Below are 21,757 nucleotides of genomic sequence, written 5' to 3' on the forward strand. Positions count from 1 at the left end.
TCAGCGGCGGCGGCGCGCTCCGCGTTCGCCCTCGTCGTCGTCCTCGTCGTCCCTGCGGCGGCCGAGGAGCTCGTCCGCCAGCGTCGGCAGGTCGTCGAGCGGGGTCTCCTCCGCCCAGTCCGGGCGGGAGCGGCGCGGCCGCCCGTCGTCGTCGACGACGGGCAGCTCCCGGGTCCGGTCGTTGCTCGAATCCCGGAAGATGCCCGACGGCACCCGGTCGGCCGGGTCCTCCTCGGGGCGCCGGGCCGTCGGCCGCGTGGCGGAATGCGCCCGTCCGCCGCTGCCGGAGCCACCACCCGACCCACTTCCCGAGCTACCGGAGCCGGAGCTGCCGGAGCCGGAGCCGCCGCTCGGGCCGGAACGCCGCGGGTCCTCCGGGCGCACGGGCGGCAGCACGGCCGTCTCGTCGGCCGGACGCACCGGCGGCAGCACCGCCGTCTCCGCCACGTCGGGCGCCGCAGCCGACGGGTCGACCTTCGGTACCGGGACGGTCTGGGTGACGTCGTCCGGCCGGACGACCCGCTTGACCGCCGGGGTCTCGATCGTCACCGCGTCGTCCGGATGCGGCTCCTTCGTCATGTCGACCCTGGGCGCGGCCGCCCCGGCGGAACCCCCCGCCGGACCGGACGCCGGAGCCGCGGGAGCCGCTGCCGCAGCCGCCTGGGCCTCGGCCGCAGCAGCGGCAGCCGCCGCCTTCGCAGCCGCCTCGGCCGCCGATGCCTCCACCAGCCGGCGCGCCTCCTCTGCCTTCAGCAGGGCCTCCTCGGCCCGCCGCTGCTTCTCCAGCCGCCGTTCCTCGGCCTCGGCCCGCAGCCGGGCCTCCTCCTCGGCCTGCCTGCGCAGCCGCTCGGCCTCCGCCGCGCGTGCCTTCGCCTCGGCCTCCACGCGCAGCCGCTCGGCCTCGGCCCGCGCCCGGGCCTCCTCCTCGGCCCGCAGCCGCTCCTCCTCCGCCTTGCGGGCGGCCTCGGCCTCGGCCCTGATCCGCGCTTCCTCGGCCTCCTTGGCCTTGCGTGCTTCCTCCTCGGCGCGCAGCCGCGCCTCCTCGGCCTTGCGCGCCGCCTCTTCCTCGGCCTTGCGCCGCGCCTCCTCCTCGGCGAGGCGCCGGGCCTCCGCCTGCGCGGCCACCTCCGCCTCGGAAAGCGGGAGCATCCGGTCCAGGCGGTGCCGTACGACGGTGGTCACCGAGTCCGGGTCCTGCCCGGCGTCGACCACCAAGTAGCGGCCGGGATCGGCCGCGGCGAGGGTCAGGAACCCGGCCCGCACCCGCTGGTGGAACTCCGCCGGCTCCGACTCCAATCGGTCCGGCGCCTCCGTGAACCGCTCCCGCGCGGCCTCCGGCGACACGTCGAGCAGCACGGTCAGGTGCGGTACGAGCCCGTCGGTGGCCCAGCGCGAGATCCGGGCGATCTCCGTCGGGGAGAGGTCGCGGCCGGCGCCCTGGTAGGCCACCGAGGAGTCGATGTAGCGGTCGGAGATGACGACCGCCCCGCGCTCCAGGGCCGGACGCACCACCGTGTCCACGTGTTCCGCGCGGTCGGCCGCGTAGAGCAGGGCCTCCGCGCGGTTCGACAGACCGGCCGAGGACACGTCGAGGAGGATCGAGCGGAGCCGCTTGCCGACCGGGGTGGCTCCCGGCTCCCGGGTCACGACGACCTCGTGGCCCTTGGCCCGTATCCAGTCGGCCAGCGCCTGCACCTGGGTGGACTTGCCGGCTCCGTCGCCGCCTTCCAGGGCGATGAAAAAGCCGGTGGCGGCCGGGGCCTGTACGGGCTCCCCGCCGCGCAGCGCGTCGCGCAGGTCACGACGCAGCGGCACGCCGCCCCGGTCGTCGGCCTTGGTGAGGACGACCACGGCGACCGGCAGGAGCAGCGCGCCGACGAGCATCAGGGTGAAGGCGGCCCCGCCGTGCGAGAAGACGACCTCGGCACCGGTCAGCCGGTGCGGGCCGATCACCGCGGCCAGGACCGGCGCGGCGACGGCGCCGACCGCCACGGCCACCCGTACGACGGCCTGGAGGTGCTCGGTGAGCCGGGCCCGGCGGAACTCCTCGGCCTCCTGGTCCAGCAGCGTGTGGCCGGCGTTGGCGGCGATGCCCGCGGCGGTGCCGGCGAGCAGCGAGAGGAACAGCACCGTCGCCATGTCCGGGACGAGGCCGCTCAGCAGCAGCGCGAGGCCGGTCACCGCTATGGCGAGGGCCAGCAGCCGGCGCCGGGACAGGCCGGGCAGCACCTTGCCGGCCTGGGTGGCGCGGATGCCGGCGGCGGTGCCGCCGACCAGCGCGAGGACGAACAGCGCGAAGGCGGCCGGCCCCCCGCCCAGGTCGAAGGCGTGCAGGACGGCCACGGCGACGGCACAGGACACCGCTCCGGCGACCGCGGCGCAGCTCAGGACCAGCAGGGGAATGGCGCCCGTACGGCCCTTGTCGGGCCGGTCTCCCGCCTTGGGGGCGCGCAGGCCCTCCAGCGGGGAACGGGGCCGCGGAGTCGCCGCGTTCGGCAGCACCAGCGGCAGCAGCAGGGAGACCGACGCGGCGAAGAGACCGGCGGCGACGTACGAGCCGAGGGCGGACTGGTTCGCGGCGAACCAGTCCACGCCCAGGCCGAGGGCCTTGCCGACCAGGGTCGCGGCCAGCAGCGCGGCCGCCGCGACGGGGAGCGCCGCGAAGGACGTACGCAGGGTCAGTCGCCGAAGGGCGTCCATGTGGTCCGGGAGCGGCCGTACGGTGGCCCCCTCCGGCGGCGGCTCGGGCAGCAGGGCGGGAGCCGCGCTCTCCTTGGCCAGCGTCCACAGCCGTTCGGCGGCGCCGGACACGAAGACGGTGGCCAGCAGCGCGGTGAGCGCGTGGGCCGGGATCCAGTCGAGCCACAGCGGGGCGACGACGAACAGCGCGAGGCGCACCCCGTCGGCCCCGATCATCGTCCAGCGGCGGTCCAGCTTGCCGCCCGCGCCGACGAGCCCGGCCAGGGGGCCGAGCAGGACCGCGCCGAAGAACAGGGTTGCGAGGATCCGGACGCCGAAGACGGCGGCGACGGCGAGGGCCGCACCCCGGTACCCGCCGCCGAAGGCGCCCTCGGAAGCAGCGGCCTGAAGGGCCAGCAGCACCAGCACCAGCAGGGCGAGGGCGTCACCGATGCCGCTCACCAGCTGGGCGCTCCACAGCCGCCGCAGCCGGGGGGTGCGCAGCAGTGCGCGCACCGCACGCTCACGGGAATCCGCGGCTAGGGCTTCGTCGTAGGTGGGTTTCGCCGGGGCGGTCACGACCGCCGGCTGCTCGGCTCGCGTCATCCGCCCAGCCTATCCGCTGCGCCATGCGGGTGCGGAAGCCTGTGGACAAGGCCGGGTGTGACCCCGGACCCACCTTCCGCCGAGGCGGCCCGGGCGCCGTCGCGGGGGCTCTGCCCCGCACCGCGCGCTCGAACGCCGGCGGGGCCGGACGGCGGATACGTGAGAGCCCCGCGCCGGAGCACGGGGCTCGGGACACGGGGCTCTCGTCGCGACTACTCGTCCGCAGCCGGGGCCGCGGCCGTCTTCTTCGCCGCCGTCTTCTTCGCGACCGTCTTCTTCGCGGTCGCCGCCTTCGCGGTCGTCGTCTTCTTCGCGGCGGTCTTCTTCGCGGCCGCGGTCTTCGTCGCGGTCGCCTTCTTCGCCGGGGCCTTCTTGGCGGCGGCCTTCTTCGCCGTCTTCTTGGCCGGGGCCTTCGCCCGCTTCTCCGCGAGCAGCTCGTAGCCCCGCTCCGGCGTGATCGTCTCGACGTCGTCGTCCCGCCGCAGCGTCGCGTTCGTCTCGCCGTCCGTCACGTACGGCCCGAAGCGGCCGTCCTTGACCACCACCGGCTTCTCGCTGACCGGGTCCGTGCCCAGCTCCTTCAGCGGCGGCTTGGCCGCGGCCCGCCCGCGCTGCTTGGGCTGCGCGTAGATGGCGAGCGCCTCGTCCAGCGTGATCGTGAAGAGCTGGTCCTCGGTCTCCAGCGACCGCGAGTCCGTGCCCTTCTTCAGGTACGGGCCGTAGCGGCCGTTCTGGGCCGTGATCTCCACGCCCTCGGCGTCCGCGCCGACGACACGCGGCAGCGACATCAGCTTCAGGGCGTCGTCGAGGGTGACGGTGTCCAGGCTCATCGTCTTGAAGAGAGAGGCCGTCCGAGGCTTGACCGCGTTCTTGCCGGTCTTCGGCGTGCCCTCGGGCAGGATCTCCGTCACGTACGGCCCGTAGCGGCCGTCCTTGGCGACGATCTCGTTCCCGCTGACCGGGTCCTTGCCGAGCTGGAACTCGCCGCTCGGCTTCGCGAACAGCTCCTCCGCATAGGCGACCGTCAGCTCGTCCGGAGCCATCTCGTCCGGGACGTCGGCGCGCTGGTGGCCCTCGGCGTCCTTCTCGCCCCGCTCCACGTACGGGCCGTAGCGGCCGACGCGCAGCACGATGCCCTCGCCGACCGGGAAGGAGGAGATCTCCCGGGCGTCGATCGCGCCCAGGTCGGTGACCAGCTCCTTCAGACCGCCGAGGTGGTCGCCGTCGGCCGGTACGACCTCGGTGGCGTCCTCGGAGCCGAAGTAGAAGCGCTTCAGCCACGGCACGGACTGGGCCTCACCCCGTGCGATGCGGTCGAGGTCGTCCTCCATCTTCGCGGTGAAGTCGTAGTCGACGAGCCTGCCGAAGTGCTTCTCCAGCAGGTTGACCACGGCGAACGACAGGAAGGACGGCACGAGGGCCGTGCCCTTCTTGAAGACGTATCCGCGGTCGAGGATCGTGCCGATGATCGACGCGTACGTCGACGGCCGGCCGATCTCCCGCTCTTCGAGCTCCTTGACCAGCGAGGCCTCGGTGTAGCGGGCCGGCGGCTTGGTCGAGTGGCCGTCCGCCGTGATCTCCTCGGCGGCGAGCGCGTCGCCCTCCGCGACCTGCGGCAGGCGCCGCTCGCGGTCGTCGAGCTCGGCGTTCGGGTCGTCCGCGCCCTCGACGTACGCCTTCATGAAGCCGTGGAAGGTGATCGTCTTGCCGGACGCGCTGAACTCGGCGTCGCGTCCGTCGGACGCCCGGCCGCCGATCTTCACGGTGACGCTGTTGCCGACCGCGTCCTTCATCTGGGAGGCGACGGTGCGCTTCCAGATCAGCTCGTACAGGCGGAACTGGTCGCCGGTCAGACCTGTCTCGGCCGGGGTGCGGAAACGATCACCCGAAGGACGGATCGCCTCGTGCGCCTCCTGCGCGTTCTTGACCTTGCCCGCGTAGACGCGGGGCTTCTCCGGCAGGTAGTCGGCTCCGTAGAGCTGGGTGACCTGCGCCCGGGCGGCCGACACCGCGGTGTCGGACAGCGTGGTGGAGTCCGTACGCATGTAGGTGATGAAGCCGTTCTCGTACAGCTTCTGCGCCACCTGCATCGTCGCCTTCGCACCGAACCCCAGCTTGCGCGAGGCCTCCTGCTGGAGCGTCGTCGTACGGAACGGGGCGTACGGGGAACGGCGGTACGGCTTGGACTCGACGGACCGGACGGCGAACGAAGCACCTTCCAGCGCGGCGGCCAGCGCCCGGGCGCCCGCCTCGTCGAGGTGCAGCACCTCGCTCTTGAGCTGCCCGTTCGAGCCGAAGTCTCGGCCCTGGGCGACGCGCTTGCCGTCCACCGTGTTCAGGCGGGCGACCAGGGTCGACGGGTCGGAGGCGTCTCCGGCCCGGCCGGTGGAGAAGGTTCCGGTCAGGTCCCAGTACTCGGCGGAGCGGAAGGCGATGCGCTCGCGCTCCCGCTCGACGACGAGGCGGGTGGCCACCGACTGGACGCGGCCGGCCGACAGGCGCGGCATGACCTTCTTCCACAGGACCGGCGAGACCTCGTAGCCGTAGAGGCGGTCGAGGATGCGGCGGGTCTCCTGGGCGTCGACCATGCGCTGGTTGAGCTCGCGCGGGTTGGCGACGGCGTCGCGGATCGCGTCCTTGGTGATCTCGTGGAAGACCATCCGGTGGACGGGGACCTTGGGCTTGAGGACTTCCTGCAGGTGCCACGCGATGGCTTCGCCCTCGCGGTCCTCATCGGTGGCGAGGAAGAGTTCGTCGGACTCGGCCAGCAGCTCCTTGAGCTTGCGGACCTGGGCCTTCTTGTCGGCGTTGACGACGTAGATCGGCTGGAAGTCGTGCTCGACGTCCACGCCGAGCCGGCGGACCTCACCGGTGTACTTGTCGGGAACCTCGGCCGCGCCGTTCGGGAGGTCGCGGATGTGCCCGACGCTCGCCTCGACGACGTATCCCGGGCCGAGGTAGCCCTTGATCGTCTTCGCCTTGGCTGGGGACTCGACGATGACGAGTCGGCGGCCGCCCTTTGCGGTCTCGCTAGTCGGGGACAACTTGGCTCTTCTCTCCGGTCGGCACTCGGTCGCAGTACGGCGACGCTGCGGAGTGTGACGGTACAACCCGCCCCCGTGTCAAACGGCACAAGCCCGCAACGGCCACTCGAACGGTAACCCGACAAGTGCCGTTTCTGCCGCCCGGATGCCGCGCCCGCCCCTTCCCGATCACCGGGCCGAGTGGCCGGGGGGCCGTCTGGCCCCGCTCCCGCACCCCGTCCCGCACCGGCATTCCGGGCCGGTGCCACGGCCGCGGCGGACCCGCCGCGGCGGGTCCGGAGCCGTGCGGCGCGCCGGGCCCCCGAAGGTGGCGAAAGCCTCACCGAAGCCCTGCCGGAAAAACGGAACCATCGCTTCGACCACGACGGGGCGCGCACCTCGGGCCACCGGCGCACAGCGGCCGGCGCGCGCTCCCGTCCAGGCCTGCAGAGCGGCCCCGAACAGCGGGAACACGGCCCTCGCGAAGATCGCCGGACCGCCTTCCGCGCTGTTCCCCTCTCCCCCGGGCCACTCTCGGGACCCCCCCGGATCCCGTTGTCGCGCATACTGCCGGCCCCGGGGATACGCCGGGCGAACCCCCGGTTACATCCCGGTGCCGGCTACTGGCCGGGGCGCGCCACGGGCTCCAGGAACCCCTGCTCGACCAGCAGCCGGATGGCCTCCGGGGTCCGGTCCCGCAGCACCACGGGGTCCTCCTGCATCAGCTGCGCGATCGCGTCGAGGATCCGCCCGGCGCTCAGTGAGCCGTCACACACTCCCGCGAAGCCCGCGCCGACCGTGTCGACCTTCGTGGCGCGCCGCATTCCGCGGTTCTGCCGGAGCACGACGTGTTCCGGGTCCTCCGCGCCGGGCGGGCCGACCTGCTCCTGGACCACTTCCTCCACCAGCGTGAAATGGGCCTCCAGCAGGGCCGCGTCGTCGTGCTCGCGCAGGTAGTCCTGGCGGGCGAAGTGGGCGAGGACGGCCTCGCCGAGCGGCTGCTCCACCGTGTGCGGCCACTCCTCGACCACGATCGAGGGCTCGGCCGCGTCCGTCCGCCGCAAGGTGATCCATCCGAAGCCGACCGACCTGGTCTTGCGGGCGTCGAACTCGTCGAGCCAGTCCTCGTACCGCCGCGCGTACTCGGCGGGGTCGGTGCGGTGGTCCCCCGCGTCGCGCAGCCACAGCTCCGCGTACTGCGTGACGTCCTGCACGTCACGCTGCACGATCCAGGCGTCGCAGCCGCGCGGCACCCAGGAGCGGAGCCTGTCGTGCCAGTCCTCGCCCTCCACGTGCTGCCAGTTGCCGAGGAACTGCGCGTACCCGCCGGGGTTGAGCCGCTCGCCCGCCTCCTGGACCAGGGTCCGGCACAGGTCGTCGCCGCCCATCCCGCCGTCGCGGTACGTCAGCCGGGCGCCGGGGGAGATCACGAACGGCGGGTTCGAGACGATCAAGTCGTACGTGGCCTCGCCGACCGGCTCGTAGAGCGAGCCGGTGAGCAGCTCGGCCTCCGGCGCCCCGGAGAGCGCGAGCGTCAAACGGGTGAATCCGAGGGCCCTGGGGTTGACGTCGGTGGCGGTGACCCTCGTCGCGTGCCGGGTGGCGTGCAGCGCCTGGATGCCGGATCCGGTGCCGAGGTCCAGGGCGGAGCCGACCGGGGTGCGCACGGTGATACCGGCCAGGGTGGTGGAGGCGCCGCCGACGCCGAGGACGACGCCCTCCTCCCGGCTGCCGATCCCGCCGGCCCCGCCCACGGCGCACCCGAGGTCCGAGACGATGAACCAGTCCTCGCCGCCCGGGCCGCCGTACGGGCGCACGTCGACGGTGGCGTGCGCCTCGTCGCCCTCGCGCCGCAGCCAGCCGTCGGCCAGGGCGGCCTCGACCGGCATCGCCGACGCGGCGTGCACGTACGGCACGGGCTGCTGCAGCAGGAACAGCCGGACCAGGGTCGCGAGCGGTCCCTCGCCGCCGCCCCGGGTGGCGCGCAGCGCGGGCACGGTCTCACTGCGGGCCAGCGCGGCGTAGGCGGGGGCGCCGAGCAGGTCGAGCAGCCCGTCGGCGGTGAAGCCGGCGGCCAGCATGGCGCTGCGGAGCTCGGCGGCATGGTCGGGGGTGGGGAGGCTCGTGGTACTCACGCGTCCATTGTGTCCGCTGGGGCCCGTTCTGCCGCTCACCACGGGCCCGTACGCACGAAAGGGCGGCCGCGATCCCCTCACGGGAGCCCGGCCGCCCGGGTCTTCGTACGGCGCTGCGCGGCCCTGCGGGGCCTGCGGGCCCGGCTACTTGGGCGATGCCGACGGCGCCGCGACCTGGCAGCCCTTCTGGCTGTTGATGGCCTTGTCCAGGCCGCCCTCGTTGAGCGTGGCGAGCGCGTCCTGGCCGCCCTTCGTCGCCGCTTCCAGACCGCCCGCGACCTCCTTGAGGCCGTCGGCGAACTTCGTCTGGTCCGCGGGGTCGAGGGTGTCCATCTTCGCCTTCAGGTCGGCGTACCCCTTGGAGGTCGACTCGAAGCCCTTGACCGCCGCCGCCTGGGTCGTGGCGCCGTCCTTGACAGGCGGCACCCCCGCCTGCTGCAGGGCGCTACCCATCGTCTTGTACGACTCGGACATGGTCGCGAAGGCCGCCGCGTCCGTCTGCTTGACCTCGTCGGGCTTGCTGCTCTCGGTCGCCACCCGCTTGATGTCCGCGTTGGCGGTCTCGATCTTCTTGAGTTCGGGCTGCCACTGGTCGCAGACCTTCTTGGCCCAGGCGTTGGCCTTCTCGTCGCCGTCGTCTCCACCGCAGCCGGACAGGACGAGCATCAGCACCGCACTGCCCGACAACGCGGCCGCAAGCTTCTTGTTCACCGGATTGGTCCCTTCGAAGGCTCTCGGCCCGGAAGATACACGCCTGCCATCCGCGACGCAGAAAGGCGGACAGACGGCGCGTCAGTCCGCGCCGCCTGTCCGCCGTTCGGGCGCACGGCCGGCCCTGCCCGGCCCGGCCCGTCCTGTCGGTCGGTGCCTCGGTCAGGAGACCGTCGCCGGGTCTGCGGACTGGGCCACCCGCTCGGCCGTCCCGTCGCCCTCGTCGCCCACGGCGATGCCGCGGCGCTTGGAGACGTACACGGCGCCGATGATGACGCCGATCGCGAGAAGCGCTACGACCGCCCGTACGGTCGGGCTGGTGTCCGCGCCGTAGCTGAACTGCACGACGGCGGGCGCGATCAGCAGCGCCACGAGGTTCATGACCTTGAGCAGCGGGTTGATCGCGGGACCGGCGGTGTCCTTGAACGGGTCGCCGACCGTGTCGCCGATGACGACCGCCGCGTGGGCCTCGCTGCCCTTGCCGCCGTGGTGGCCGTCCTCGACCAGCTTCTTCGCGTTGTCCCACGCGCCGCCGGAGTTGGCGAGGAAGACCGCCATCAGCGTGCCCGTGCCGATGGCGCCGGCGAGGAAGGACCCGAGCGCGCCGACGCCGAGGCTGAAGCCCACCGCGATCGGCGTCAGGACGGCGAGCAGGCCGGGCGTGGCGAGCTCGCGCAGCGCGTCCTTGGTGCAGATGTCGACGACGCGCCCGTACTCGGGCTTCTCGGTGTAGTCCATGATCCCGGGGTGCTCGCGGAACTGGCGGCGCACCTCGTAGACCACGGCGCCCGCGGAGCGGGAGACCGCGTTGATGGCGAGGCCGGAGAACAGGAAGACCACGGCCGCGCCCAGGATCAGCCCGACGAGGTTGTTGGGCTGTGCGATGTCCAGGCTGAGGTTCATCTCCCCGGCCTTGGCCCCGACTTCCTTGACGGCGGTGGCGATCGCGTCGTTGTACGAGCCGAAGAGCGCGGCGGCGGCGAGCACTGCCGTGGCGATGGCGATGCCCTTGGTGATGGCCTTGGTGGTGTTGCCCACGGCGTCCAGGTCGGTCAGGACCTGGGCACCCGCGCCCTCGACGTCGCCCGACATCTCGGCGATGCCCTGGGCGTTGTCGGAGACGGGTCCGAAGGTGTCCATGGCGACGATGACGCCGACGGTGGTGAGCAGGCCGGTGCCGGCCAGGGCCACCGCGAAGAGGGCGAGCAGGATCGACGTGCCGCCGAGCAGGAACGCCCCGTAGACGCCGAGACCGATGAGCAGCGCCGTGTAGACGGCGGACTCCAGGCCGACGGAGATGCCGGCGAGGACGACGGTGGCCGCGCCGGTCAGGGAGGACTTGCCGATGTCCCGGACGGGACGGCGGTTGGTCTCGGTGAAGTAGCCGGTGAGCTGCTGGATCAGGGCCGCCAGCACGATGCCGATGGCGACGGCGACGACGGCCAGGACGCGCGGGTCACCTGAGTGGTTGGTGATGGCCGCGTTCTCGACGCCGACGAGGTCCTTGTAGGAGGCCGGGAGGTAGGCGTACACGGCGATCGCGACCAGGACCAGGGAGATCACGGCCGAGATGAAGAAGCCGCGGTTGATGGCGGTCATGCCGCTGCGGTCGCTGCGGCGCGGGGAGACCGCGAAGATGCCGATCATCGCGGTGATCACGCCGATCGCGGGGACGATCAGCGGGAAGGCGAGGCCCAGGTCGCCGAAGGCAGCCTTGCCGAGGATGAGCGCGGCCACGAGGGTGACGGCGTAGGACTCGAAGAGGTCGGCCGCCATTCCGGCGCAGTCTCCGACGTTGTCGCCCACGTTGTCGGCGATGGTCGCGGCATTGCGCGGGTCGTCCTCCGGAATGCCCTGTTCGACCTTGCCGACCAGGTCGGCGCCGACGTCGGCGGCCTTCGTGAAGATTCCGCCGCCCACGCGCATGAACATCGCGATCAGGGCGGCGCCGAGACCGAAGCCCTCCAGGACCTTGGGGGCGTCCGCGGCGTAGACCAGGACGACGCAGGAGGCGCCGAGGAGGCCGAGGCCGACGGTGAACATGCCGACCACGCCACCCGTACGGAAGGCGATCTTCATCGCCTGGTGGGAGACCTCGGTCAGGTCCTTGGCGGGCTGCCCCTCGGCCGGTGTGGCCTGGCGCGCCGCCGCCGCGACGCGGACGTTGGCGCGGACCGCCAGGCGCATGCCGATGTAGCCGGTGGCCGCCGAGAAGATGGCGCCGACGAGGAAGAAGGCGGAGCGTCCCGCCCGCTGGTTCCAGTCGTCGGCGGGGAGCAGGAAGAGCAGGAAGAAGACCACGACGGCGAAGATGCCGAGAGTGCGCAGCTGCCGGCCGAGGTAGGCGTTGGCGCCTTCCTGGACGGCCGCGGCGATCTTCTTCATGCTGTCGGTTCCCTCGTCGGCGGCGAGGACCTGGCGGACCAGGAACTGCGCGACGACGAGTGCGGCGAGTGCCACGGCCGCAATGACCATCACGATGAGCCGATTGTCATCGGTGAGTACTGCGGATGCCAGATCAGCGGTGCTGTCCGGCGCGAGAGGGGTGAAGAGCCCCGTCATTCGTCCTCCTTGACGTGATGAGCTCAAGATGTGGACGGATTGTAGGGAGCCCGCCCCGATCAAAACAGTGCGCAGGAAACGCAATTGGCGTGCTCCTGCTCCTCAGCAATAGATCGCGTCACTCCATTACCCTCGAAAGTGGTAATGGGGCAAAGGCATTGACGAATGCTCATTGATCTAGAGAAATGAAAAAAGGCCCTGCTCAGCAGGGCCTTGATAAAGATCAGAAGATAGGAGGTTTGTGCGCGCCAGGATGCGCGCCAGGATCACGTTGTGATCTCAGTGAAGGTCGACGGAACCCATAACGGGCCAGCTCATCCGGATGGTCCCGCCCGATTCCCCACTGGTCACCTCGACGTCGTCGACGAGCCCGCTGATCACCGCGAGACCCATCTCGTCCTCGGTGTCCCCGTCGGAGTCCTCGACCGCGGCGATGCCGGACATGGTCTCGGCCGGGCCCCCGCCCGGGCCGGGGACCTCGTCGCCGACCTCGATGGAGAACGTCTTGTCCTCTTCGGTCAGCACCACCCGGACGGGCGCGGTGAGCCCGTTGGTCCGGTGGAGTCCGACGGCACGCGAGCAGGCCTCGCCCACGGCGAGGCGGACCTCGTCGAGGACGGCTTCCTCCACGCCGGCCCTGCGCGCCACGGCGGCCGCGACCAGGCGGGCCGTCCGGACGTGTTCGGGCTGGGCGCTGAAGCGCAGTTCAACGGTGGCCATGCGCGTCCCCCTCGGACTACGGGCGTGCCTTGACAGGGGTCCGGACCATCCATGGCCCGGCACCCCCGCTCTCCTTGTCGGCCCCCAGCTGCCCGGAGACTGCCGGGGGCCGCCTGGAGCCGTCAGTCGGTGGCGTTGACGGCGTCTTCCACCGTGGTGTGGATCGGGAACACCTTGGTCAGACCGGTGATACGGAAGATCTTCAGGATGCGCTCCTGGTTGCACACCAGGCGGAGCGAACCCTCGTGCGCGCGGACGCGCTTGAGGCCTCCCACGAGCACACCCAGTCCGGTGGAGTCGAGGAAGTCCACTCGCTCCATGTCGACGACCAGGTGGTAGCTGCCGTCGTTCACCAACTCGACCAACTGCTCGCGCAGCTTGGGCGCGGTATACACATCAATCTCGCCACCGACCTCCACGACCGTACGGTCGCCGACAGTGCGAGTCGACAGGGACAGGTCCACGGATCCTCCAGCACCTTGCTATCGAGCGGCGCCCCCCAGGGGCCTCCCCACCCGAAGGTAGGTGAGGGATTGGCTGCCGCAATGGCATTCAATCACTTACCGGCAGGCGCGCACGACGCCTTCCGACCATTGTCCCGCACGCCGGTGACACACTCGGTTCCGATGGCCAACACTCACGGTCCCGGACGGCCCACGGCAGACGCGGACTCCCGACCCACCCCCGGCACGGTCCTGGACCGCCTGTCACGGGGGCCTTTCCGCTCTGCGCGCATCACCCATACGGAGCACTTGCCCCCTCGGGAGGGCCGTCATGCAGTCTGGCCCGACCGCATCCGAACGGACGTAGTAGCCGCCATCCAGTCCGCCGGAATCGACCATCCGTGGGAACACCAGGCCGCGGCCGCCGAACACGCCCTGGACGGAGAATCCGTGGTCGTGGCCACGGGGACCGCCTCGGGCAAGTCCCTGGCCTACCTCGCACCCGTGCTGTCGGCCCTCGTGGACGGCGCGCAGGCGCCGAACGGCAGGGGCGCGACCACCCTGTACCTGGCCCCCACCAAGGCCCTGGCGGCCGACCAGCGGCGCGCCGTACGGGACCTGGCCGCCCCGCTGGGCAACGCCGTCCGCGCCGCGGTCTACGACGGGGACACGCCGGTCGAGGAGCGCGAATGGGTGCGCCAGTACGCCAACCACGTCCTCACCAACCCCGACATGCTGCACCGCGGGATCCTCCCCGCCCACCCCCGCTGGTCCTCCTTCCTGCGCGCCTTGCGCTACGTGGTGATCGACGAGTGCCACACCTACCGCGGCGTCTTCGGATCCCACGTGGCCCAGGTCCTGCGCCGGCTGCGGCGGCTGTGCGCCCGCTACGGCTCGCAGCCGGTGTTCCTGCTGGCCTCCGCCACGGCCAGTGATCCTGCGGCCGCCGCGTCCCGGTTGACCGGCGTACCCGTGATCGAGATCACCGACGACGCCTCACCGCGCGGCGAGGTGGTCTTCGCCCTCTGGGAGCCCCCGCTGCTCACCGAGCTGCGGGGCGAGAAGGGCGCTCCGGTACGCCGTACGGCCACCGCGGAGACCGCCGACCTGCTGACCGACCTGGTGGTCCAAGGCGTCCGCACGGTCGCCTTCGTGCGCTCCCGGCGCGGCGCCGAGCTGATCTCCGTGATCACGAAGGAGCGCCTCGCGGAAGTGGACCGGTCCCTGCCGCGGCGGGTCGCGGCCTACCGGGGCGGCTACCTGCCCGAGGAGCGGCGGGCCCTGGAGCGGGCCCTGCACTCCGGCGAACTGCTGGGGCTGGCCGCCACGAGCGCCCTGGAGCTGGGCGTGGACGTCTCAGGCCTGGACGCCGTACTGATCACCGGCTACCCGGGCACTCGGGCCTCCCTGTGGCAGCAGGCGGGCCGGGCCGGGCGCTCGGGCCAGGGCGCCCTGGCCGTGCTGGTCGCCCGCGACGATCCGCTCGACACCTACCTGGTCCACCATCCGGAGGCGCTGTTCCGCCAACCGGTGGAGGCCACTGTCCTGGACCCCGACAACCCGTACGTCCTCGCCCCGCACCTGTGCGCGGCCGCGGAGGAGCTCCCGCTGACCGAGGCGGACCTGGACCTCTTCGGCCCCACCACCAAGGAGCTCCTCCCCCAGCTCGAAGCGGCGAAGCTGCTGCGCCGCCGCGCGTCCGGCTGGCACTGGACCCGCCGGGAGCGGGCCTCGGACCTGACCGACATCCGGGGCGGCGGCGGCCGCCCGGTGCAGATCGTCGAGGCCTCCACCGGCCGGCTGCTGGGCACGGTCGACGAGTCGGCGGCCCACACCACCGTCCACGAGGGGGCCGTCCACCTCCACCAGGGCCGCACGTATCTCGTGCAGCACCTGGACCTGGAGGGCTCGGCGGCCCTCGTGGAGGCGGCGGACCCGCCCTTCTCCACCACGGCCCGCGACACCACCTCCATCTCCATCCTGGAAACCGAGACCGAGATCCCCTGGGGCTCGGCCCGGCTCTGCTTCGGCTCCGTGGAGGTGACCAACCAGGTCGTCTCCTACCTGCGCCGCAAGCTGATCACCGGCGAGGTCCTCGGCGAGGCCAAGCTGGACCTGCCGCCCCGCACCCTGCGCACCAGGGCCGTCTGGTGGACGGTGACCGAGGACCAGCTCGACGAGGCCCGGATCAACCCGGAGATCCTCGGCGGCGCCCTGCACGCCGCGGAACACGCCTCCATCGGCATGCTGCCGCTGTTCGCCACCTGCGACCGCTGGGACATCGGCGGCGTTTCCGTGCCGCTGCATCCCGACACCCTCCTCCCCACGGTCTTCGTCTACGACGGCCACCCCGGCGGCGCCGGCTTCGCGGAGCGGGCCTTCCACACGGCCCGCCCCTGGCTGACGGCCACCCGCGACGCCATCGCCGCCTGCGAATGCGAGGCCGGCTGCCCCTCCTGCATCCAGTCCCCCAAGTGCGGCAACGGCAACGACCCCCTCCACAAGCGCGGCGCCATCCGCCTCCTCACCCGCCTCCTCTCCGAAAGCCCTTGAGGCGCCTCCGCCCCCGACCCGTCCCAGCCCTCACCTGGGCCTGACGTGGGCCTGACCTGTGGTCCCGGGCCCGGCCGGGACGTGTCCGGGGCCTGCCCCAGCCCTGTCCGGCGCCTGTCCTAGTGCTGTCCTGGGCCTGTCCGGGCCCTGGCCGGGGCCTGTCCTGTCCGGGGCAGCGCCCCGGACAACCCGGAGCCGACCCGAACCGGCCCCCGGCAGGCGCCCCTGGCGCCCCGGGCGGAACCCCGGCTTGGCCCGGCCGGGCGTCCCCCGGGCGCCCCACGGGACCCTGCGGGGCCTGAGCCGCCGGCACCAAGGGCGGGGCCGGGACGCCTTGGGGCGCCCCGGGCGGCCTGCCGGGCCCGCTGCCCCACGAGGCCCACAGCCTGCGGCTCTCGGGACCGCGAGCCCCTGGCTGTCCGGCCAAGATGCCGGGCCCGCCGCCCCCGGACGGCCGGCCCCACCGGACCCTGCGGGAACTGAGCCGCCTAGTCCCAGAGCGGGGCCCGAGCGCCCTGGGGCGCCCCAAGCGGGACTGTCGGGCCTACCTCGGACGGGTCCCATGAGGCCCTCAGCCTGCGGCTCTGGGCCGAGCCCGCGGGCAGTCCCGCCGATATACCGGGCTTGCCCCGGACGGCCCCACCGGGCCCTCAGCCCTGCGCCACGGGCAAGCCCGACCAGCCCCGGCTGCTCCAAACGGGCTGCGGCCTACCCCTGACGGCCCCGCAGGGCCATCAGCCCGGCGGCTCAGGCGCCAGCCCGCGAGCCCCCGCCAGACGGCCCCACCGGGTCGTCAGACCGGCGGCTCTCGGGGTGGGCCCGCGCGGGCCCGTATCCGGGGCGTGAAGGGGCCCGCCGCAACCCGGGCCTCCACCTCGGCGACCTCGCCCCCGAGGCGGCACCCGGCGAGTTCCGCGCCCTGCGCCCTGGCCACCCTGAGCGCCGTGGCGCAGGCGGTGTCCGGGCCGTGCGCCCAGGTGGCCGCCGCCGCGAGCGCCGCCAGGTCCGCGGCCGCCGCCGCCCGGTGGCGGGCCACGACGGCCTGGCCGAGCAGCAGCACCCCTGCGAACACCGCCCCCAGCACCGTCGCGACGAGCGCGGCCCAGACCGTGGCCGAGCCCCGGTCCCGGCTCACGGCGGCGGCCCCACGCTGTCCTCGGCGAGTGCCACCGCCTGCGCGCCCAGCCGCAGCGGGATCCCGCCCGGCCCCGGAACGGGCGCCGCCACGCGGACCCGCCAGAGGTCGCCCACCCGCTCCAGCTCCACCCGTGCCCGCGGCGGCGCAGCCTCTCGTGCCGCCGCCACCGCCACCTCCGCGGGCTCCGACCTGGACGCCGCCCGCGCACCGGCCCGCGCCGCGTCCACGCACCGGATCTGTCCGGCAGCCGCCATCAGAGCCCACACCAGCATGGCCGCGAAGAGCACCAGCGCCGGAATCACCAGGGCGGCCTCCGCGGTCACATATCCGCGGTCCCCCATTCCCCGGCCTGCCCCGGACTTCCCCTCAGAACGGCACATCGAGCGCCTTCCCGATGGTCGACTGAAGGGCCGTGGCGACGACTTCGCTCGTCACCACCTTGTAGAGGACAGCCGCGAATGCGCAGGCCGCGATCGTGCCCATGGCGTATTCCGAAGTGGACATCCCCGCATCGCTCCCGCGACCGCCGAGCGCCGTCCGCACACGAACCCAGATGATCCTCATGGCAACCTCCTGTGTATTTCCGTTGTTGATGTGTGATCAATGTGACTTCAGGTGCCGGAGAGAAGTCCCGAGGCCATACCGATCACCACCGGAGCGACCCCGATCGAGAGAAAAGCGGGGAGGAAACACAGCCCCACCGGGGCCGTGACGAGGACCGCCGCCCGCTGCGCCCTGGCTCCGGCCCGGCGGGCCCGGTCCTCCCGGAGCCCTGAGGCGAGCCGGGACACCGGCTCCGCCGCGGGCGCCCCGGTCCGCGCGGCACGCTCCAGACAGTCGGCGAGTGCCCGGGCACCCGGTATCTCCGCCAACCTCCCCCACCCGGCGCCCGGTTCGCCGCCGAGCCGCAGCTCCGCCCCGGCACTCGCGAGCCGCTCGCCCACCGGGCCGCCCAGCGACTCGCCCACCACCTCCGCGGCCTCCACCGGCCCGGCGCCGGCCGCCAGGCACGCGGCCAGCAGCTCGGCGGCAAACGGCAGCTGGCGCTCAGCCTCCCGCGGATCAATGCCGGCCGGCGGCCGCGGCCGGGCCTGCCAACGCCGCACCCCGACCGCAGTCAGGCAGCCGACAACCACCCCGGTCACGCCGCCGAGGAGCACCCAGCCCGCCAGCAGCGCCCCGGCCGGACCGGCCCACACCACCGCCCCGCCCCGCAGCGCGGCACCGAACACCGGCCCGCGAGGCCGAGGCCGCGCCCCCAGCAGCGCGGCGGTCCTGCACCGGACGGCGCGCGCCTTGACCCGCGCCACCACAGCCGACACCGTCCACAGGGCCGCCGCGAGGCTCAGCACAATCCCCAGCCTGTGGACGAAGAATCCGGCCATCACCGCTCACCCGCCCGGACGATCCGCCGGCACCACAGCAGCCCCAGCGCCTCCAGCACCCCGCCCGCCAGCAGACAGCCCCACCCCATCGGCGTGTGCAGCAGGACATGCAGCGGATCCGCCCCCAGCCCGGTTCCGATCAACAGGCCCACCAGCGGCAGCAGGGCGAGCACCAGCACCGTCGACCGCGCCCCAGCCAACTGGGCCCGCAGCGACTCCTGCCGGTCCCGTTCGGCCCGCAGAGCCCCCTCCAGCCGGTCCAGCCCGGCGGCCAGCCCCGCTCCGCCGTCCACGGACACCCGCCAGCAGGCGGCCATGCCGGCAAGTCCCTCCGCGCCCGGCTCCCGGGCCGCCAGCCGCAGCGCACCAGGGACGTCCCCACCGAACGCCGCGGCGGCCAGCACCCCCGCCTCCGCCGCACCCGGCCCGCCGGGGCCCGCGGCCGACCGCCGCATCGCCGCCATCAGCGCCTGCCCGGGCTGGGCCCCGGCCCGCAGCTCGCCGACCGCCGCTCCGCACAGGGCCACCACCTCGGCGGCCCGCGCGGACCGGGCCCGCTCGCGCGCCCGCACCCGCAGCCACCGCCGCACCAGCGGCACCGCGGCCCCTCCCGCCAGCAACGGGAACACCGACCCGCCCAGGAGCGCGACCACCAGCCCGACCCCGAGACAGGCCCATTCCCGCCACCGCACGGCCCGCACCCGGACAGCGCCCAGCACCAACTCCCGGCGTGGCGGCCCGCACACGAGCGGCCTCCCTGCGTCAGCAAGCACCAACCGGGCCCGCCGGGACACCCGGTCGCACCCGGTGAGCCCCCAGGCGGCCGCGCCCGCGCACAACACTCCTGCGAACAGCGGCAGCGGCAGCCCCGCCCCGGCGCTCACCGGGCACCTCGCAACAGCGGACGCAGCCGGTCCCAGCCCTGCTCCCGTACGAAGCCCCGGGCGGCCCACCGCAGCGCGGGTACGGTCACCACCAGTCCGGCGGCGTCCCGCTCCAGCACGTGCACCTCGGCCAACCGGCGCCGCCCCTCCCGGTCCCGGACCAGGTGCAGCACCAGGGTCAGGGCGGCGGCCAACTGGCTGTGCAGAGCGCCCCGGTCGAGCCCGGCGGCCGTCCCCAGCGCCTCCAGCCGGGCCGGGACATGGGCGGCGGCATTGGCGTGCACCGTGCCGCAGCCGCCCGGGTGCCTCGCCTAGTACTCCATGGCGTTCGACTCACCAGGACCCAACGTGAGCCAACCCACCTGCATCATCTACGACCGACTGTCCCGTCTCTTCGCTGAGGAAGCACCCGACCACCGGATTGCCGCTTGCAAGGCATACGCCGAACAGCGCGGGTGGAAGGTGGTACACGTCGCCACGGACACCAACGTCAGCGGAGCCAGCAAGCTCGAAACCCGCCCCGGTATGCGTGAAGTCCTTTCGTGGCTTCCCCGTGTTGACTTCGTCCTCGCAGCAAAGCTCGATCGGTACGCGCGAAGTGTGCTGGAGTTTCAGCGACTCCTTGACGCCGCCAAATCGACCAAAACAACAATCATCACGGCGGACGGCGTTGTATCGCCGGAAAACGCAAGCATCATCATCAACGTCCTTGCCGCCTTCGCTGAATACGAGCGCGATATGATCACGTCGCGAATAACGGAAAGCAAGAAGCACTTTCGTTCGCGCGGCAACCATCTAGGCGGACTGGCCCCATACGGCTACGCGGTCACCGGCCCGATCAATGACAAGCGATGGACCATCGACGAGACCACCGTAGCAATTACAGAGGAGGGCGACGATAAGGACAAGACTGCCGCTGCAATAATTCGCGAGTGCGCAGACAAGCTCATAAACCACGGAGCTACGTTGACTGGCCTTACCCGCGAACTCAATGAGCGCGGAATCCTCCCTCCGGCAGACCACGCACGGAAGCGAGACGGGCGCGAACTGCGCGGCGGCAGATGGCACTCAACCACGCTGCGCGATGTTCTTTATACAGCCGCAATTCGGGGATGGCTCATTCAGGCTTCCCCTGGGGAGAAGCGTGGTGCCCTCACAAATCAGCCCGTGCTTGATTCTCAGGGAAAGCCCGTATCGGCCGGACCGGCGATCCTCTGCGCTGAGACATGGTCCGCAGTACGCGCGATCATTGACGGAAAGGCGAAGGGGCGTGGCAGCGAACGAACCGGTAAGGCGCTACTCCTTCATGTGGCGATCTGCTCTGAGTGCAACGGTCCGATGTACCGGCAGCGCCGCACTGTGAACGGAACGGATTACAGCACGTATGTATGCCGCAAGGGCGTAGGAAAGCAAGGAATCCACAAGCCCAACGTCATCACTGCCCGGTATCTCGAAGAGCTGGTAACTGCCGAATACAGAAAGCGGTTTGGGACATTCTCCCTCATGCGCTGGGCTGAACCGGATGGCAGCGCGGTACTGCAACACTCAGAAATCACGGGGCGAATTGAGCGCCTTGCAGGGAGCCTAGGGGAACTGGACCCGAACGGCACTGGGGCACGCATGGTAATCAGCCAGATCACCGCACTGGAAAAGCGACAGACTGAACTAATGGCGGAAGCTGAACACGCCGAAGGCCGCTGGGTGGATGCCGGAGGCACCATTAACGAAGCCTGGGGTTCGCGCGATGAAGAAGGGCGGCGGGCCTTGCTCACTGACCTAGGAACACGGGTCGTCATTCGCCCGGCAACTCCGGGAGCACCCAAGCGATTCGACTCCACGCGGGTCACGCCGAGTTTCGCTGGCCCTGCCTGGTGGCGCGAGTCTGAACCGGCAGAAGCCCACTTGATCGCTCTCGCGTTGGAAGAAGAGTTGAGTTGACCCCCTAGCCCCTGAGGCTCTGAGCCCCGTTCGGTCATTGACCGGGCGGGGCTTTCTCATGCCCTGAGTGCCCCTCAGGCGGCTTCATGCATGCTCGCCGGCACTCGGGACCGGCGGACGGCTTAGAGGCAGTCAGGCGGGCACACGGGGCCCGCAGGGGTGAGCAGCGAATGAGGGGCGAAAAGCGCCTCAGTGCAGAAAGGTTTCTGACGGTTCATCGGGAAACCTGATCTGAACTGCAAGAATGTAGAAGTGTAGTTTTGCACTACCAAATCAGTTCGAGCTAAGAGTCCTAGCGCCAACCTCAAACCACCCTCCGAACCTACATCTCTACACGGCGCGCGACTCCACCTCTCACAGGTATTTGCCCGTCGCTGCTCCCCTCTGTGAGTTGGGCCACGGCCGGCCGAGATAGTCGAGTTTTCGGCTTCCGGCAGGCGGTCGACTCACTAGATACCTTCGAAGACACCTTTACATCTTCGTCGCCGCGCGCCTGCCAGGGTATCCGTGCGGCTCACAATCGACCCCGTACCCGGGTTGAGCGCATTCCTTCGAGCCCTGGCAGGCGAAGGCATGTACTCCCCGGGTGCGGGGTTTTCTTGCTTTCTGCCAGGAACGAGGACTTACCCGTGGCTACTGCACAGCATGAATACCGACAGGCTCACCGGCAGGTGGTCGACGTGAAAGGTCCGGCCAATCTCAAGCCGTGTGCCTTCTGTGGCACCTTCGCTGAGGAATGGGCGTACGACCACCAGGACCCGCGAGAGGTCTACCGAGAAGGACACCTGTGGAGCACCAGCACGGCGCACTACATGCCGCTCTGCAAGCGGGACCACCGCGCATATGACCGCGCATTCCGCCAGCACGGAAAGGCGGTTCTCCCCACCGTAATCGAGGCTCTGACGGAAGCCGGGCGGGACCGATACCCGGACGAGACCCGACAGCACGTTGAGGCGTCCTGTGCCAATTCATTTCGGATA

At 71.8% G+C, this 21,757-nt stretch carries 14 protein-coding genes and 1 pseudogene; 2 read left to right on the forward strand and 13 right to left on the reverse strand.

Annotation, left to right across the window (positions count from 1 at the left end; translation table 11 throughout):
• The 7 genes from tmk to bldG form a co-directional block, all read right to left on the reverse strand.
• Window positions 1–3,285, reverse strand: coding sequence for a dTMP kinase (tmk, locus tag AB0F82_RS14200; RefSeq protein WP_362626907.1), 3,285 nt, complete (start codon window positions 3,283–3,285; stop codon window positions 1–3).
• Between the two features lie 212 nt (window positions 3,286–3,497).
• On the reverse strand, window positions 3,498–6,329 hold the full coding sequence (gene topA, locus AB0F82_RS14205; RefSeq protein ID WP_356810240.1) for a type I DNA topoisomerase: 2,832 nt from the start codon (window positions 6,327–6,329) through the stop codon (window positions 3,498–3,500).
• A 599-nt stretch (window positions 6,330–6,928) separates the two neighbouring features.
• The gene (locus tag AB0F82_RS14210) at window positions 6,929–8,443 is read right to left on the reverse strand and encodes a DUF7059 domain-containing protein (RefSeq protein ID WP_362626910.1); all 1,515 of its coding nucleotides are present in this window, start codon (window positions 8,441–8,443) and stop codon (window positions 6,929–6,931) included.
• Between the two features lie 144 nt (window positions 8,444–8,587).
• Window positions 8,588–9,154: a hypothetical protein gene (locus tag AB0F82_RS14215; RefSeq protein WP_030648192.1), complete on the reverse strand. Its 567-nt coding sequence runs from the start codon at window positions 9,152–9,154 to the stop codon at window positions 8,588–8,590.
• Between the two features lie 162 nt (window positions 9,155–9,316).
• The gene (locus tag AB0F82_RS14220; protein WP_362626913.1) at window positions 9,317–11,716 is read right to left on the reverse strand and encodes a sodium-translocating pyrophosphatase; all 2,400 of its coding nucleotides are present in this window, start codon (window positions 11,714–11,716) and stop codon (window positions 9,317–9,319) included.
• Between the two features lie 279 nt (window positions 11,717–11,995).
• Window positions 11,996–12,436: an ATP-binding protein gene (locus AB0F82_RS14225; protein WP_362626916.1), complete on the reverse strand. Its 441-nt coding sequence runs from the start codon at window positions 12,434–12,436 to the stop codon at window positions 11,996–11,998.
• Window positions 12,437–12,558: 122 nt separating this feature from the next.
• The gene (bldG, locus tag AB0F82_RS14230; RefSeq protein WP_008743037.1) at window positions 12,559–12,900 is read right to left on the reverse strand and encodes an anti-sigma factor antagonist BldG; all 342 of its coding nucleotides are present in this window, start codon (window positions 12,898–12,900) and stop codon (window positions 12,559–12,561) included.
• Between the two features lie 81 nt (window positions 12,901–12,981).
• Between bldG and AB0F82_RS14235 the strand changes: the two genes are divergently transcribed.
• Window positions 12,982–15,432, forward strand: coding sequence for a DEAD/DEAH box helicase (locus AB0F82_RS14235; RefSeq protein WP_362626919.1), 2,451 nt, complete (start codon window positions 12,982–12,984; stop codon window positions 15,430–15,432).
• A gap of 793 nt (window positions 15,433–16,225) precedes the next feature.
• Here AB0F82_RS14235 and AB0F82_RS14240 read toward each other — a convergent pair.
• From AB0F82_RS14240 to AB0F82_RS14265, 6 genes and pseudogenes are all read right to left on the reverse strand, one after another.
• Window positions 16,226–16,567 (reverse strand): Rv3654c family TadE-like protein, encoded by a 342-nt coding sequence (locus AB0F82_RS14240; protein ID WP_356810245.1) that lies wholly within the window; start codon window positions 16,565–16,567, stop codon window positions 16,226–16,228.
• Window positions 16,564–16,950, reverse strand: a complete 387-nt coding sequence (locus tag AB0F82_RS14245; protein ID WP_362626923.1) for a TadE family type IV pilus minor pilin — start codon at window positions 16,948–16,950, stop codon at window positions 16,564–16,566. The genes AB0F82_RS14240 and AB0F82_RS14245 overlap by 4 nt, the downstream gene beginning before the upstream one ends.
• Window positions 16,937–17,134 carry a DUF4244 domain-containing protein gene (locus AB0F82_RS14250; protein WP_356810247.1) on the reverse strand — a complete coding sequence of 66 codons (198 nt, stop codon included), beginning with the start codon at window positions 17,132–17,134 and terminating at the stop codon, window positions 16,937–16,939. The genes AB0F82_RS14245 and AB0F82_RS14250 overlap by 14 nt, the downstream gene beginning before the upstream one ends.
• A gap of 47 nt (window positions 17,135–17,181) precedes the next feature.
• Window positions 17,182–17,955, reverse strand: coding sequence for a type II secretion system F family protein (locus AB0F82_RS14255; RefSeq protein ID WP_362626927.1), 774 nt, complete (start codon window positions 17,953–17,955; stop codon window positions 17,182–17,184).
• Window positions 17,955–18,809: a type II secretion system F family protein gene (locus AB0F82_RS14260; protein WP_362627137.1), complete on the reverse strand. Its 855-nt coding sequence runs from the start codon at window positions 18,807–18,809 to the stop codon at window positions 17,955–17,957. Before AB0F82_RS14260 ends, AB0F82_RS14255 begins: the two co-directional genes overlap by 1 nt.
• A 26-nt stretch (window positions 18,810–18,835) precedes the next feature.
• Window positions 18,836–19,144: pseudogene (locus tag AB0F82_RS14265) on the reverse strand (TadA family conjugal transfer-associated ATPase); the annotation flags it as partial.
• A 43-nt stretch (window positions 19,145–19,187) separates the two neighbouring features.
• Between AB0F82_RS14265 and AB0F82_RS14270 the strand changes: the two are divergent.
• The gene (locus AB0F82_RS14270) at window positions 19,188–20,777 is read left to right on the forward strand and encodes a recombinase family protein (RefSeq protein ID WP_362626930.1); all 1,590 of its coding nucleotides are present in this window, start codon (window positions 19,188–19,190) and stop codon (window positions 20,775–20,777) included.
• Window positions 20,778–21,757: the final 980 nt, after the last annotated feature.

It is taken from the genome of Streptomyces virginiae, from assembly GCF_040638905.1.
GTDB lineage: Bacteria > Actinomycetota > Actinomycetes > Streptomycetales > Streptomycetaceae > Streptomyces > Streptomyces virginiae_B.